The sequence below is a fragment of the [Phormidium] sp. LEGE 05292 genome (genome assembly GCF_015207735.1).
Lineage (GTDB): Bacteria > Cyanobacteriota > Cyanobacteriia > Cyanobacteriales > Aerosakkonemataceae > Floridanema.
In genome coordinates this window covers 16,289-30,515 of sequence record NZ_JADEWG010000022.1, presented here as the reverse complement: position 1 = coordinate 30,515, position 14,227 = coordinate 16,289, and the positions used below count along the sequence as shown (strand labels likewise).

General features: G+C 41.8%; 13 protein-coding genes and 1 tRNA gene. 9 read left to right on the top strand and 5 right to left on the bottom strand.

What is annotated here, in order from left to right; translation table 11 throughout:
- The first annotated feature begins 332 nt into the window (after positions 1 to 332).
- The 6 genes from IQ264_RS08975 (at position 333) to IQ264_RS08950 (ending at position 6,723) form a co-directional block, all read left to right on the top strand.
- Positions 333 to 1,298, top strand: a complete 966-nt coding sequence (locus IQ264_RS08975) for a circadian clock protein KaiA (protein WP_322744642.1) — start codon at positions 333 to 335, stop codon at positions 1,296 to 1,298.
- A gap of 58 nt (positions 1,299 to 1,356) precedes the next feature.
- Complete coding sequence (gene kaiB, locus IQ264_RS08970) at positions 1,357 to 1,674, top strand: circadian clock protein KaiB (RefSeq protein ID WP_073594531.1); 318 nt, start codon at positions 1,357 to 1,359, stop codon at positions 1,672 to 1,674.
- Between the two features lie 94 nt (positions 1,675 to 1,768).
- On the top strand, positions 1,769 to 3,331 hold the full coding sequence (gene kaiC / locus IQ264_RS08965; protein WP_193980407.1) for a circadian clock protein KaiC: 1,563 nt from the start codon (positions 1,769 to 1,771) through the stop codon (positions 3,329 to 3,331).
- 746 nt (positions 3,332 to 4,077) lie between these two features.
- Positions 4,078 to 4,335, top strand: coding sequence for a hypothetical protein (locus tag IQ264_RS08960; protein ID WP_193980406.1), 258 nt, complete (start codon positions 4,078 to 4,080; stop codon positions 4,333 to 4,335).
- A gap of 132 nt (positions 4,336 to 4,467) precedes the next feature.
- Positions 4,468 to 5,841, top strand: coding sequence for an RNA-guided endonuclease InsQ/TnpB family protein (locus IQ264_RS08955; RefSeq protein ID WP_193980405.1), 1,374 nt, complete (start codon positions 4,468 to 4,470; stop codon positions 5,839 to 5,841).
- Between the two features lie 132 nt (positions 5,842 to 5,973).
- A complete protein-coding gene (locus tag IQ264_RS08950) occupies positions 5,974 to 6,723 on the top strand; it encodes an SIR2 family NAD-dependent protein deacylase (protein WP_193980404.1) in 750 nt (249 codons plus the stop codon).
- A gap of 9 nt (positions 6,724 to 6,732) precedes the next feature.
- Here the strand turns inward: IQ264_RS08950 and IQ264_RS08945 are convergent.
- A tRNA-Arg gene (locus IQ264_RS08945) sits at positions 6,733 to 6,805 on the bottom strand.
- A 36-nt stretch (positions 6,806 to 6,841) separates the two neighbouring features.
- Positions 6,842 to 8,347: a site-2 protease family protein gene (locus IQ264_RS08940; RefSeq protein ID WP_193980403.1), complete on the bottom strand. Its 1,506-nt coding sequence runs from the start codon at positions 8,345 to 8,347 to the stop codon at positions 6,842 to 6,844.
- Positions 8,348 to 8,350: 3 nt separating this feature from the next.
- On the opposite strand from IQ264_RS08940, the gene IQ264_RS08935 reads away from it, so the two are divergent.
- Positions 8,351 to 9,007 (top strand): MBL fold metallo-hydrolase, encoded by a 657-nt coding sequence (locus tag IQ264_RS08935; protein WP_193980402.1) that lies wholly within the window; start codon positions 8,351 to 8,353, stop codon positions 9,005 to 9,007.
- A 27-nt stretch (positions 9,008 to 9,034) separates the two neighbouring features.
- On the opposite strand, the gene IQ264_RS08930 is transcribed toward IQ264_RS08935, so the two are convergent.
- The gene (locus tag IQ264_RS08930) at positions 9,035 to 9,286 is read right to left on the bottom strand and encodes a DUF7219 family protein (protein ID WP_193980401.1); all 252 of its coding nucleotides are present in this window, start codon (positions 9,284 to 9,286) and stop codon (positions 9,035 to 9,037) included.
- Between the two features lie 231 nt (positions 9,287 to 9,517).
- Between IQ264_RS08930 and IQ264_RS08925 the strand changes: the two genes are divergently transcribed.
- On the top strand, positions 9,518 to 10,060 hold the full coding sequence (locus IQ264_RS08925) for an MgtC/SapB family protein (protein ID WP_228061391.1): 543 nt from the start codon (positions 9,518 to 9,520) through the stop codon (positions 10,058 to 10,060).
- Here the strand turns inward: IQ264_RS08925 and IQ264_RS08920 are convergent.
- Together IQ264_RS08920 and IQ264_RS08915 are read right to left on the bottom strand one after the other, a co-directional pair.
- A complete protein-coding gene (locus IQ264_RS08920) occupies positions 10,057 to 11,250 on the bottom strand; it encodes an NAD(P)/FAD-dependent oxidoreductase (RefSeq protein ID WP_193980400.1) in 1,194 nt (397 codons plus the stop codon). The two genes, IQ264_RS08925 and IQ264_RS08920, sit on opposite strands and share 4 nt — an antisense overlap.
- Positions 11,251 to 11,401: 151 nt before the next feature.
- The gene (locus IQ264_RS08915; RefSeq protein WP_193980399.1) at positions 11,402 to 12,556 is read right to left on the bottom strand and encodes a DUF58 domain-containing protein; all 1,155 of its coding nucleotides are present in this window, start codon (positions 12,554 to 12,556) and stop codon (positions 11,402 to 11,404) included.
- Positions 12,557 to 12,998: 442 nt separating this feature from the next.
- Here IQ264_RS08915 and IQ264_RS08910 point away from each other — a divergent pair, with 442 nt between their 5' ends.
- A complete protein-coding gene (locus tag IQ264_RS08910) occupies positions 12,999 to 14,192 on the top strand; it encodes a PilT/PilU family type 4a pilus ATPase (RefSeq protein WP_193980437.1) in 1,194 nt (397 codons plus the stop codon).
- The last annotated feature ends 35 nt before the right edge of the window (positions 14,193 to 14,227 follow it).

Below are 14,227 nucleotides of genomic sequence, written 5' to 3'. Positions count from 1 at the left end.
CAGCTGGAATTGCCTCCCTCACTCAATTTCTGTGGTTAGTTTCTCTATTCCCTACTCAATGGCTACAGCGAGGGTAGGCGATGTCTCTAGTTTAGAGTGGAAGCAAAACTGTAGCAGGGTTGAAGTAAATCCGTATAGTTAAGGACGTTTTAAGCGAGCCTATCTCAATTATGACCCCAGCGTTAAAATTACTTATGTCTGGGCAATTACAATTAATGACAATTCAACAAATGTTAGCTTAATGTTAAAGATTGTGTTGAATTATTCACGCAACGCCCCCTGAACCCAGGTCGGCATTATACAACGATTTAACCTTTATAGCGAAAACAAGAGTGCGATTGTCACTTACTATCTGTACATTACTTGATTCTGAGACTCTGGCGCGATCGCTTCAGCATTATTTAAGCGGCGAACGCTACGTGCTGACTAGTCATCAATCACAAGCGGAGTTTTTACAATTTGTTGAACAGGAAAAGCAAATCTTAGATTGCCTAATTTTAGAGGATGGCCCTGATTTACTGCCATTAGTTAATCAACTATACGCGCAGGGAACACTCCTACCGTTAGTCATCTTAAAGCCAGATTCACCAGCCACAGACAATAGTTCTCTTAGCCAGCCAGCACCAGAATCACCCGATGATTATAAAAACAATGAAAATCGAGAAACTGCGATTGCCGAAGCGCCAAAAAGCCCTGCCAAAGAGCTAACATCAGGAGAAGGGAGCTTTTTTTATCACGCTGCTGCTGTTGAAGTCTACTACAGCCAACTTAGTCATATAAGCCATTATATTGATGAGGCGATCGCCAACTTCCTCAAGCTCTCCTCTGTAGCCCCTTGGTGTAAAACTAACTCCGATGCTGATACCATTCCAGAGGAAGAAAACGTTCTGCTTCAGCAACAGCGCCGACTAGCTGAGAAACTGAAGGAACGATTAGGATACTTAGGTGTGTATTACAAGCGAAACCCCCAAAACTTTTTCCGCAACCTTCCTTCAGCAGAAAGACACGAGTTCATCGCCAATCTCAAATCCGCATATCGGCAAATCGTCTTAGAATACTTTGTCGGAAATAGCAATCTCAATCAAAAAATTGATGAATTCGTAAATGTAGCTTTCTTTGCAGATATTTCAGTTACTTATATCGTAGAGATTCACATGGAGTTGATGGATGAAATTTCTAAACAACTAAAACTTGAAGGGCGCGGCGATGAAATCCTCCTAGATTACCGCCTCACCTTAATCGATGTCATCGCTCATCTTTGTGAAATGTATCGACGTTCGTTACCAAAAGACTCTTGAAAACCAACTTGTTTAAGTTTAGTCTATACCTCGTATCATTTTAAACAGAACTTGATTTATGAATCCGCTCAAAAAAACCTACGTTCTCAAACTTTATGTTGCGGGAAATACCCCTAACTCCGTCAGGGCTTTAAAAACACTAAAGAACATCCTGGAAGAAGAGTTTCAAGGTGTCTATGCCCTGAAAGTTATTGATGTATTAAAAAATCCTCAACTAGCAGAAGAAGATAAAATTTTAGCTACTCCTACCCTCGCTAAAATCCTCCCTCCACCAGTACGAAAAATAATTGGCGACCTTTCCGATCGAGAAAAAGTATTAATTGGGTTAGATTTACTTTATGAAGAACTGAGAGAAGAAGAACAATTAGAACTATAGAGTCTATTCTTTCATCTCTATAGACCGTTTTATGGTAAGCTATAATCCCGACCCTGGTTTATAGTAATATATTTTATCTCTTACGAGCCAAACAATGAGTAAAAGTAGTCAAAATAAACAACCAAATCGAGTGAAAATAGGAGTCGAAAAAATTCGTACCCTCATCGAGGGATTTGATGACATCAGTCATGGCGGTTTACCAATTGGTAGAACCACATTAGTCAGCGGTACATCCGGTACTGGCAAAACCTTACTCGCTATTCAATTTCTTTACAATGGCATCATTAATTTTGATGAAGCAGGCGTATTTGTCACCTTTGAAGAATCCCCCACAGATATTATCAAAAACGCCTCCAGTTTTGGTTGGGATTTACAACAACTAATAGATGACGGAAAACTATTTATATTAGACGCTTCCCCAGATCCAGAAGGACAAGATGTAGTCGGCAGTTTTGACCTTTCCGCCTTAATAGAAAGACTACAATATGCAATTCGTAAATATAAAGCTAGAAGAGTTTCTATTGATTCCGTAACTGCCGTATTTCAACAATATGATGCCGCCTCTGTAGTGCGCCGAGAAATCTTTCGCTTAGTCGCTAGATTAAAACAAGTTGGTGTTACTACAATTATGACCACAGAACGCGAACAAGAATATGGCCCTGTAGCGCGTTTTGGTGTTGAAGAATTCGTTTCTGATAACGTAGCAATTGTCCGTAATGTGTTAGAAGGAGAACGCCGTCGTCGCACAATTGAAATCTTAAAATTGCGCGGTACTACTCACATGAAAGGCGAATATCCCTTCACAATTACTGGTGAAGGTATTAACATCTTCCCATTAGGAGCAATGCGCTTAACCCAACGTTCATCTAACACCAGAGTATCTTCTGGTGTAAAAACTTTAGATGAAATGTGTGGTGGCGGTTTCTTCAAAGATTCAATTATTTTAGCAACAGGAGCTACAGGTACAGGTAAAACCCTGTTAGTTAGTAAATTTTTACAAGACGCTTGTATGCGTGGTGAAAGAGCAATTCTGTTTGCTTATGAAGAATCTCGCGCCCAACTTTCCCGCAACGCTTATTCTTGGGGTATAGACTTTGAAGATTTAGAACAAAAAGGTTTATTAAAAATCATTTGTGCTTACCCAGAATCAGCAGGATTAGAAGACCATTTACAGATAATAAAGTTAGAAATTGCTCAATTTAAACCTTCCAGAATTGCGATCGACTCCTTATCAGCTTTAGCCAGAGGTGTTAGTAACAATGCCTTTCGTCAATTTGTCATTGGTGTAACTGGTTTTGCTAAACAAGAAGAAATAACAGGCTTTTTCACCAACACTACCGATCAATTTATGGGTTCACATTCTATCACTGATTCCCATATTTCCACAATTACAGACACAATTTTAATGCTGCAATATGTAGAAATTCGCGGCGAAATGTCCCGTGCCATCAACGTCTTTAAAATGCGTGGTTCCTGGCATGATAAAGGCATTCGAGAATATACAATTAGTGAGAAAGGCCCTGAAATTAAAGACACATTCCGCAACTTTGAAAGAATTATTAGTGGTTCACCTTCTCGAATTAGTGTTGATGAAAAAAGCGAACTTTCTCGGATTCTTAAAGGAGTGCAAGGTAAAACTCCCGATACAACCGAATAATATCACTGTTGGCAAGGAGTTCTCCCCTGTATAAGAAAAATAAAATGTACCCAATTACACAAACTAATCGCTTTTTTCAGAGTTACAGAATCGCATAAAATGCGATCGGCTTTTAATCTCAATAATTTAAACAAAAATATAGGATTATCCTCGCTACAAATCCTACTAAACTGCTACGCATTTAAATTGAATATTTAGGCTGATGGGGTGATGGGGGGATGGGGAGAGGGATAGACGGTTTTTGCTTAACACTAAAAATATACAATTTAGATGCGCTTTAACTTAATACCAATTCTTTATGAAGATGCGCTTAATTCACCCCACCCCAAACCCCTCCCCGTCTACGGGGAGGGGCAATGATTAAGCTCAATTTTACGGAGAATTGGTATGAGCTGCTTTTTGTCAAATTTTATGCCATTAGATAGATGCAAAAATTTTTTAAAAGTACAATCTAATTCTCTACAGGATTTCATCTTTTACAATTCCCTAATAACAACAAATCGCACCGCTTTCCCCATCCTTCACTCGGTCTAGAACCCACAATACGAGCCGAATCTGCGGATGTGGGATATAAGCTTTGAAGTTCTAAGTTTGAGATCGTAAATAAACAATCTCTTCTCAAAATATCCCAAAAAAAAATATCCTGAAAGTCAATAATTAACCGGAAATATTTATAGAACTAAATAGAAAACCTAATCAATTCGTGTTAGGCAGTAAACCTCATTAATTATTCGGAGATAGAAATTATGAACACGATCGCTGTATTTGTGGGAATGGCTGGAGTTTTAGCAACTGTGGTTGGAGTTTTAATAGTGATTGTTTTGCGAGAAATGGTCAACTTACAGGCTCAAAATTATCGGCTTAAGCCAGAAGATAAATTAGAAGCATTGAAGAAACTTGAAGCTTGCTACCTAATTGGAGAGTCAGGATTGCAACCAAGTGAATCTACTAAAAGATTTGCGGGAAGTGAAAACCCGGTTCAGAACGAAAGCTTGGCTGAGTAAATGGCTATGTGTAAAATCATCATAAACTCGATTGCTGGCAAGAAATAAGTTGATATAAATCTATTGAGGGAAATTCTGATGGGGAATTTTGCAAAAATAGAACTATACTCCTAAAAAGGAGGTGAGTAAAGATTGTACAAAACAATTCCAATCAGAGGTAGATTCACAGATGAAGAAAAAGCTTTTTGGGTTGACCAATGCCAGCACTCAAATAGCTTAATAAATTGTGCAATTTATTATACTCGCCAAAATCATTACGCAAGACTAGAAAGCATGGATAATGCTTTTACAACTTACTGGTGTAGTGATGAATTGTATAGTGGATGGAAAACTTATTCTTGCCAAACAACTTATCCTGAATTAGACAAAGCTCTTAAAGACAACCCACATTATAAAGGTTTGGCAGCGCAAGCAGCACAACAAACCTTAAAGCTAGTTGGTGAATCAATAGCTAGCTACAACGGATTAGTTAAAGCTTACTACAACGGGGATGTAGATAGACCTTCATTGCCTAAGTATCGTAAAAAAGGAGGTTTGGCAGCAGTAACATTTCCCCGTCAAGCACTTACTTTTAAAAATGGTTACTTTCAGCCATCAATTAGTAAAGAAACTAAAAGGGAGTTAATCACAGATATCAAACTACTTTTGCCTGATTTTATTGATTCTGACTGGGTTAAGGAAGTAACCATCAGACCTTATTATGGTGATTTCTGGATTGATTGGGTGATTGATGATGGTAAGCAACCAATTAAAATTAATCCACACCTTGATTATTCTCAAGCATGGGGATTTGATCATGGTGGTACAAATTGGTTAACTGGAGTTTCTACACTAGGTAAAAGCCTGATTATTGATGGGAGAAAGCTGAAATCAATGAATCAAGGTTATTGTCGTTTGCTTGCCAAATATAAACAAGGTAAATCTGATTTTTATTGGGATGCCAACCTTGACCGTATTCAACGTAAGCGAAATAACCAAATGCGAGATGCCATCAACAAAGCAGCTAGGTTCATTGTTAACCGATGCCTAAATGACCAGATAGGAAATATAGTTATTGGTTGGAATAAATTGCAAAAAGTTAGTGCTAGTTTAGGCAAAGTAAGTAATCAAAGCTTTGTCCCAATTCCAACAGGCAGGCTAATTCAAAGATTAAAAGAATTGGCTAGTGAATACGGAATTATGGTTACTCTAACAGAAGAAGCGTACACCTCAAAAGCGTCTTACTTGGATGACGATAACCTCTACAGGCATGGTGAAAAACCCGCAGGATGGAAACCGTCAGGTAAAAGGGTAAAACGTGGATTGTATCAATCTGCCAAAGGATTCTTAACCTCATCTGATGCTCAGGCAGCAGCAAACATTTTAAAAAAAGTAGCCACACAGCTAAGTTTATCTTTAGCCGAGGTGGGTAGGGCATCCTTGACTGTGCCACAACGATATGACTTGTTTAAGAGGTTAAATAAATCATATCGTAAACGTTGCGTAGCATGGCTTCAGCCTGCGTAGCAACATCAGTTTAGAATCCCCTGTGATTCCATCCAGGGGAGAAGTCAAATGTATGGTTGTAGTTGAAGAAATTGGTTAGGTCGATCGAGCGATCGCTAACCTATTATCTAAACGCCTAAACGGATATTGAAGATGAGAGAGCTGATTGAGATCGATTTCTCCAGTTATACAAACATTGTTGTGCTAACCGGGGCGGGGATTTCGGTAGCATCAGGACTCCCTACCTTTCGCGGTACTGGCAGCATAGGTGAAGAACCTTCTACCAAAAAATATACATCCGTCCAGGCAGTTGAAGAAGATCCGGCTGGTTTGTGGCACTACTTTAGCCACTTCCGTAAAGCTGCTTCCCAAGCAACCCCGAATGCAGCCCATATCGCACTTGCCCATTTGGAACATCATCTTCGCCCCGATCGGTCCTTCACTTTAATTACTCAGAATATAGACGGACTACATCAGCTTGCCGGGAGTCACAATGTTATCGAACTGCACGGAAACGTACATCGGACAAGGTGTACTTTCCCAGACTGTACTTTGGAACCGTACTTAGAAGAAAATCTGTATACAGACTCCATACCTTCGTGTCCTTTGTGCGGTCATCTGCTGCGCCCAGATATTGTACTATTTGGCGAGAGCCTTTCACCACTAGCAGACTGGAAATCAAAGCGATCGCTCCGTGAATGCGACTTATTTCTCGCTGTTGGCACGTCAGGCGTAGTATTTCCGGCTGCTAACTTTGTCCGATCGGCAGCTTATGTTGGTGCAAGAACGATAATAATTAACAAGGAACCAATCAATCCACCCAATCCATATTTCCAAGAAGAATACCTGGGACGTGCTGAAGAAATTTTGCCACAACTGCTAGAGCGCCAGTCCGAGTTTTAATAAACAAAACGAGCACGGAGGGATTTGAACCCCCGACACCCAGGACCGGAACCTGGTGCTCTATCCACTGAGCTACGTGCCCACACAACATTATCCATTATAGCACTTTGCTTGCCGATCAATTCAACAATCGGATTAAGAATTGAGGTGCAGGCAAAATGATTAACAACAGTAGGGCTAGGGAAAGTAAACCGAACAAGTCTCGTTTGTTGTCTAATTCTGTCACATCATTAAGTGCTGGTTCATCGTACACAGGCATTAAAAACAGGAATAATGCCCATAACAGAAAATCTCTAGGAATCAGCGTCACCTGGAAAAGTATCGGCATTAAAGAGACGAATAGCAGTAACAAGCGAGCAAGTTGACCAATAGCAATTGCTTTTTTTTGTCCAAACATTGCATGGACGATGTGCCCGCCGTCGAGTTGTCCAACTGGCATTAAATTTAAAGCTGTGACGATTAAACCAATGTAACCAGCTACGGCTACTGGGTGAAGATTAATTGCAGTCTTAGCCGTAAGTTCGCTACCAAGAGCTAGTTTACTTAAAATTGCTAGCAAAATCGAAAAATTGGGAATCAGGGCATCAAATTGTAATATTCCTGTCCTTTCTGGTAGGGGAACAACGCTAGAATTAGCCAAACCCCAAATTAGCAAAGGTATTGTAACAATGAAACCTGCTAATGGGCCTGCAATTCCCACATCGAATAAAGCTTTGCGGTTGGGTACGGGGCTTCGCATTTGAATAAATGCGCCAAAAGTTCCCAGGAAAAAGGGGATGGGAATAAAATAGGGCAGTGTGGCGCGGATTTTGTAGCGTTTAGCCATTAGGTAATGACCCATTTCGTGAACGCCCAAAATGGTCATTATTGCTAAAGAGTATGGTAAGCCTTTGAGTAATAAACTGGGGTCAGATTGGAGGGCTTTGAGGGTAACGCCTGCAATTTCTGTACCAATAACTGTGGTGGTAAAAAGGGTAATCAACAACAATGCTAAGGCTAAACCGGGGCGATCAATATTGGCGTTGATCCGCTTAACATCGGGGTGGGCTTGAGGGTTAGGAACTAAGGCAAAAAAGGGGTGTTCGGTGAAACTATCTTGAAAGATAACTAAAAAGCGATCGCCAAATTTAGCTTGAATATTACTACGAATCGTTCGATACGCTTCTTCCGATTTAGTTCGCAAATGTCCCCGACAAATTACCGCTTGTGGGTGGTACTCTAAGTCTTGCAGGTAGTAAACTGACCAAGGGAAACAATCTCGCAGTTGAGCTTCCTCTTCTTTATTAATGGGGCGTACTTTTGGCGCTTCGGCATCAGCTGGCTTAGCTGTTTCTGGTGTTTTGGAGTTATTTGTTGTCTCATTTGCTTTCGTTTGAGGTTGTATTCTTCCCTTTTGAATCAGGAAAGTGTACAAAATTAGGGAAGCAAAGAACACACCAAGTAACAAGGCTGCTGGCATTGGTCGATTTCTGCCATAAGCCAAAATCCACCCAGTCCAAACAAACGGTGGTGCCATCATCACCAACCACAATAACCAAATTGGCGTTGTGGTGATGCCAGCGACGCTACGCTTCACGATAAAGTAAGTAGCTATTCCTAGTAGTATGAGCAATAAAAGAATCATATTATGTCCAAACTAGCAAGGGCTGTCTTGGACACTATTTCTGCCTTTCCACCCAATCGAGATACGTTGGGAGCAACAGCCTACCTTATTGTAGAAAACCAAACTCACATTTTGGTCGATTGTCCGGCTTGGGATCAAGAAAATCAACAATTCTTGCAAGAGCAGGGTGGTGTTTCTTGGTTAATCATCACTCACCGAGGCGGTATTGGCAAGGTAAAGGAGATTCAAGCAGCTTTTGGTTGTCAAATTTTAATTCAAGAACAGGAAGCTTATCTTTTGCCAGATTTAGAGGTAACAACTTTTGAGCAAGAGTTTAACCTGACTCCTCAGATTCAAGTTATTTGGACACCTGGACATTCTCCTGGTTCTTCCTGTGTTTATTCGAGCGTCCAAGGGGGTGTATTATTTTCTGGTCGTCACCTGTTACCAAATCAGCAAGGTTTACCTGTTCCGTTGCGAACTTCTAAGACTTTTCATTGGCGGCGACAACTTCGGAGTGTGGCTTTGTTGCGCGATCGCTTTTCCCCAAATACGCTAAACTACCTTTGCCCCGGTGCTAATACTGGCTTTCTCCGGGGTAAACGAGTCATCGAACAAGCTTACCAACACTTAGCAGCTTTGGATTTAGAGGCAATGCTGGAAACACAACCTTTGATCTAAAGGCTATGCCAACAAAAAACCTTTCCTTTAAGCTCGATCGTCTGAATCTACCGAATTATCTATTCCTAGTTGTTTTTTTGAGCTTTTTAGCTGTTTCCAAAGGTTTTTGATTTGTTGGTAAGCTTCCTCAGCAGACAATTTACCATTAGTTTGGAGAGCACAAATATAACTTATTCGTTGAGCGAATTCTTGCAAATTCGCATCAAACGTCAAGTACTCTGGTGTGAATTTGCCGTAGTAACGACCTCTAGGGTAAAGAAATTCTTTTGGATCTGTCATCTTTATTTACCCAGCCTCTAATTGTTACAACTTAGCATTTTGCTCAAAATTAACCAAATCTTAATCTATACTTAATCATAAACATCGGTAAATCGCTCGATTTACCAGAGATAGATTTAGCATAGCAGGCAAAGCGGAAAAACTCTTTTGGCTGGAATCTGCACACTAAAAGTGCTGAGTTTCAACCAGGAATCTCTACTCAGCACAGAAGTCCTAATGGGGGGTGTGGTCATGAATTCGATGTTTTTTAGTTCTAACAATTGGCAGGTTGTCGCTTTTAGACTAACAGTGGCTTTGCTAATAGGCTGTGTAATAGGTCTTAATCGTGACCAACCTGGTAGACCTGCTGGATTGAGAACTTTTATGATCGTCAGCTTAGGTGCTGCGGTATTTGTCATGATTCCCTTACAAATAGAGAACGATAGTACTTTTGCCTCTTCTAACGCTTTGAGTCGAACTATTCAAGGTGTAGCTTCAGGGGTGGGATTTTTAGGTGCCGGGATAATTCTGCAACAGTCTTCTGAGAAATCAGGGAAAGCAGAAATTAAAGGGTTAACTTCTGCGGCGACAATCTGGCTAGCCGCTGGGTTAGGTGCAGCAGCAGGCTGTGGTCTATGGCAAATGAGTGCGATCGCAACTGTGATGGCGTTAGTAGTTCTCAGTGGAGTGAAGAAACTGAAAAAGTCTAACATCATTGGTTTTCGTAGTCGCAACCCTCAAACCAAAACAGAGTCAAAAGATAGCGCGACTAGTCAAGAAATACAGCAACGTTAGTTGGTCAATAATTCCAAAATTGGGCTTGAGATCCAGTTCACACCGACTCGCAATTGATGATTTAAATTAGGCATTCGGTACAGATAAATCAGACGACGCAAAGTATAGGCTAACTGACCATTTAATTGTACGCCCATGCTAGAGATTGAGGCATCTTGGGTTCCTAAAATTAGCATTTCGCCTGTATTTTGATAACGGAAAGATAGTAAGGGTCGATCGCTCAAAGCCGCCCAAATATTCCAAGCTACAAAATCAGATTGTTGAAAGGCTGCTTGCGCCGAAGCCGGAACTTGTTGCCCATCAACATCCCGACAGTCTGCTAAATCTCCTAAAACGAAGATTTCAGGACGATCGATCGCTTGCAGAGTTGGTGTAGTAATTAACTGACTGCGTTGATTTTGTTTCAAGGGCAAAACTTTAACCAAATTAGACCCCTGCATTCCCGCCGTCCAGATGACTAATTCTGCGGCAATTGTGTCTATTTGTCCTTTATAAAGTAAGGAAATACTATCAGGTTCAATGGAATCAACGGCAGTTTCTAAATCAATCCAAATACCCTTAGCTTCTAATACTTTGAGTGCGGTTTCGCGGTTAAATTCTGGCGATGTTCGCAAAATTTGATTAGCTTGTTCAACGAGTCGAAAGCGTCCTCTGTCTCCCAAGCGATCGGCTAATTTACAAGCTAATTCCACTCCACAATAACCTGCACCGACGATCGCCACTCGAATTTTATCCTTGTCCGAAGCTTCTAAAACTCGCAATCTTTCTTCTAAACGATAAGCATCGGCTAGGGAACGGAACGGAAAAGCATAAGCCGAAGCACCAGGTACCATATCCAAAGGAGACTCGCCACCCAAAGCCAAAACTAGCTTGTCATACGGAATTGCTGGGCTATCCTGCAATTGAACTTGCTGCTGTTCTAAATCAATTCCCGAAACAACTCCTTGACAAAAACGAATATTTGTGTTTTTCAGAATTTCACTAAAGTTTGGTGCGACTTCCCAAGCTTGTAATTCTCCAGTGAGAAGTTCGTAGAGTAGGGGAGTGAAGACGAAGCGATCGCTTCGATCGACCAGCACAATTTCCGGTTTTTCCCCTTGTTCCCAAGGTAGCGAATCCAAGCGTAGAGCCGTGTAGAGACCGCCAAAGCCTCCACCTAATATACAAATACGGGCAGGTTGTTTGCTCATGGTTGAAGTCTTAGCAGAGGGACTCTTTTCAGGATAGCAAGGTGATTGGGGACTGGGAGGAAGACGAGAAGAGTCCTTCTTTCCCTTTATCCCCTTGTCCCCTTGTCCCCTTGTCCCCAGTCCCCAGTCCCTAGTCCCCAGTCCCTAGTCCCTAGTCCCTCGCCCTTGATTGTAGTTGAGTTTGCAATTGCTGTTCTGGTTGAATCAGGATGCCTGGGCGATCGCGTACCATTGATTTTGGAGTGGTGGTGCGATCGGGCCATAATAGCCAGCGACTACCAGAGGGTAAAGAGTTAATACTTAAAAAATTGGGAGTTAACCAAACAATTGGTTGATCTGGTGGCGGGGTGTCGCCTGGTGTTTCGCCAAAGTTAACCGATGCTAGTGCTTCTAGGACTACGCGATGACCTTGGACTAAACCAGTGTTAGCTGTCCAAAGTTTAGCGTTTAGTTGAGTGCGAGTGGCATAAAAATATAAAGAAGCAGCGGCGATTACTGCTTGTTCAAAGTTTTCGGCATCCCAAGGGCTAGCACTATCTAAACAAATAATGACTTCTTGACCGCCTGTAAATACTTCTAATTCTCGAACGCGCAACTCACCGTAACGGGCGCTGGTGCGCCAATGAACTAAGCGGAAGGGATCTCCCCAACGGTAGGGACGAAGCGATCGCGTTAAGTCTTGATTTGCTATTTGGGAACGGCGATCGCGACTAAAATATTGCGGACTATCTTCTTGCCCAATTTCATCTATCAAAGGGCAGGTAGTCAAGGGTAAAACCGTAGGATAAACTATGGCTGTAGTGGGAAGTTGACGCTCTCGACGACACCAAAATAAACCCAAAGGTGTGGCAGTGCGTAATTGAATAGTATGCCAGCGGTAAACGCCACGTTTTTCAGTTGGTTGGTAATAAATCCAACGGTGAGTTTGCCCCGGCAAAATAGTTTCAATTACACCAGAGACAGGTTGACCGAGAACAAAAGGAATTAAATCTTTAATTTGCAGTAAAGTTTTTGGTTGAGAACTGTGATTGTGTAATTCGATTTCTACAGTCAGTTCATCGCCAGCACTAATTGGTGAAATGGGGAGACGTTGGAGATGAAGCCCTTTGAGCGATCGAACAGGCAAAGTCGCCGCTATTCCCAATAAAGCAAAACTCACCCCGCTAATTACATACAGCCATCCAGCCATAGTATTAATAGCTGCGGCTAAAAAACACAGGGAAAAAGCCCCTAAAACCCAACCACTATAAGCAGGTACAACCCAACGACGTTCCAACCAATCAGTAAGACGATGCGCTATTCTCATATAGATTACCGTTTAATCAAGGAAACTTAGTTAAAGGAATGATTAGTAGAGTTAGCAATGATGGCGATCGAAAATCCACCGTTAAATTGACTTAATAAAATTTTTGTATATTTGCTGCACCAAAAGCAGCTATTTCTCTTATTTTTCCCGATCGTCTTCAAGATTGTTAATTATACTTCTATCTTGATTCAGGTTAATAACTTTTCGCTAACGTTATTCACAAAAGGAACATAAAATGAACAGTTCAAACAGGTCTGGAATTACTCAAATGGACAATGCTGGGGAATTTATCGCCGAAATAGCAGAAAATCAAATAGCTGGGATTAATTCACCAACTCGGTTACAACAAGAAACCATTTCCCCAGAACTCCCACTACATGAAGAACATGAAGCGGAAGCAGAAATAGAAGAAGGAACTAAGCTGAAAACAGGTTTAAAAGAAATGCCTGTTCCGCCTCGTCGCGAAAAAAAAGGTGCCGAACAAGAACCTCGTCCTCGCCATCCTTCGGTATTTCCTTCTATTGAACGCATGGTGAAACACGCCCACGCACAACAAGCGTCTGACATTCACCTTCGGGTAGGAGAAATACCCAGATATCGCATTCGCGGACAGATGCTACCTGTGGGAAATCATGACCGAGTTACTCCTGAACTATTTCATCAGTACCTCAATGAAATCCTAGCGCCAGATCAGCTCAAAAGATTTCAAGAGTCAAAGGAATTAGATACGGCGATTTATTATCCTGGTTTGGTACGCTGTCGGGTAAATTGCTTTGAATCACTAATGGGCGGCGCAATGGTGTTGCGGTTAATTCCTCTGGAAGTGCCTTCTCTTGATAGTTTGGGATTACCGCCTATACTGAAAACTTTGGTCAAACGTCCTCAAGGTCTGATTCTGGTGACTGGGCCTACAGGTTCGGGGAAATCAACGACTTTGGCGGCGATGATTCGCTACATGAACGAGACGCAGCAAAAGCATATTATCACGATCGAAGATCCGATCGAATTTGTTCATACTTCCAATAAGTGCTTAGTCAGTCAACGGGAAGTGGGGTTACATACTTATGAATTCCACCATGCTTTACGGGCGGCTTTACGGGAAGACCCAGATGCGATATTAATTGGGGAAATGCGCGATCGCTTAACCGTAGATACAGCCATCAAAGCAGCCCAAACAGGTCACTTAGTATTCGGAACTCTCCACACTCGTAGCGCGTTAAATACCATCAACCGTTTGTTGGGTATTTATAACCCAGATGAACAAGGCCCTGTACGAATTCAACTAGTAGACTCTTTAATAGCTGTAATTGCCCAAGCTTTGCTACAAACTACAGATGGTAGACGCACCGCAGCACACGAAATTTTGATTAACACCCCAGCAATGCAAGATTACCTAGCCAAGGGTAATGAGGAAGAAGCTTATCACTTGCTAGAAAATGGTATCGATGAAGGTATGCAAGTACTCAACCAAGCATTGTGCGACTTGTTGCTAATGGGCAAAATTAGCGGTGATGAAGCCTTGAAAATTTCTCCCGATGTGGGCGACTTGCGCCGCCGAGTACGTAACGAAGGTGTCGATCCAGCACGCGCTTCTCGTGAGTTCCAAGACCAACATAGTGGTTATAGTCCGATTTAGGGGGACTGGGGACTGGGGACTGGGAAAGTTTTGAG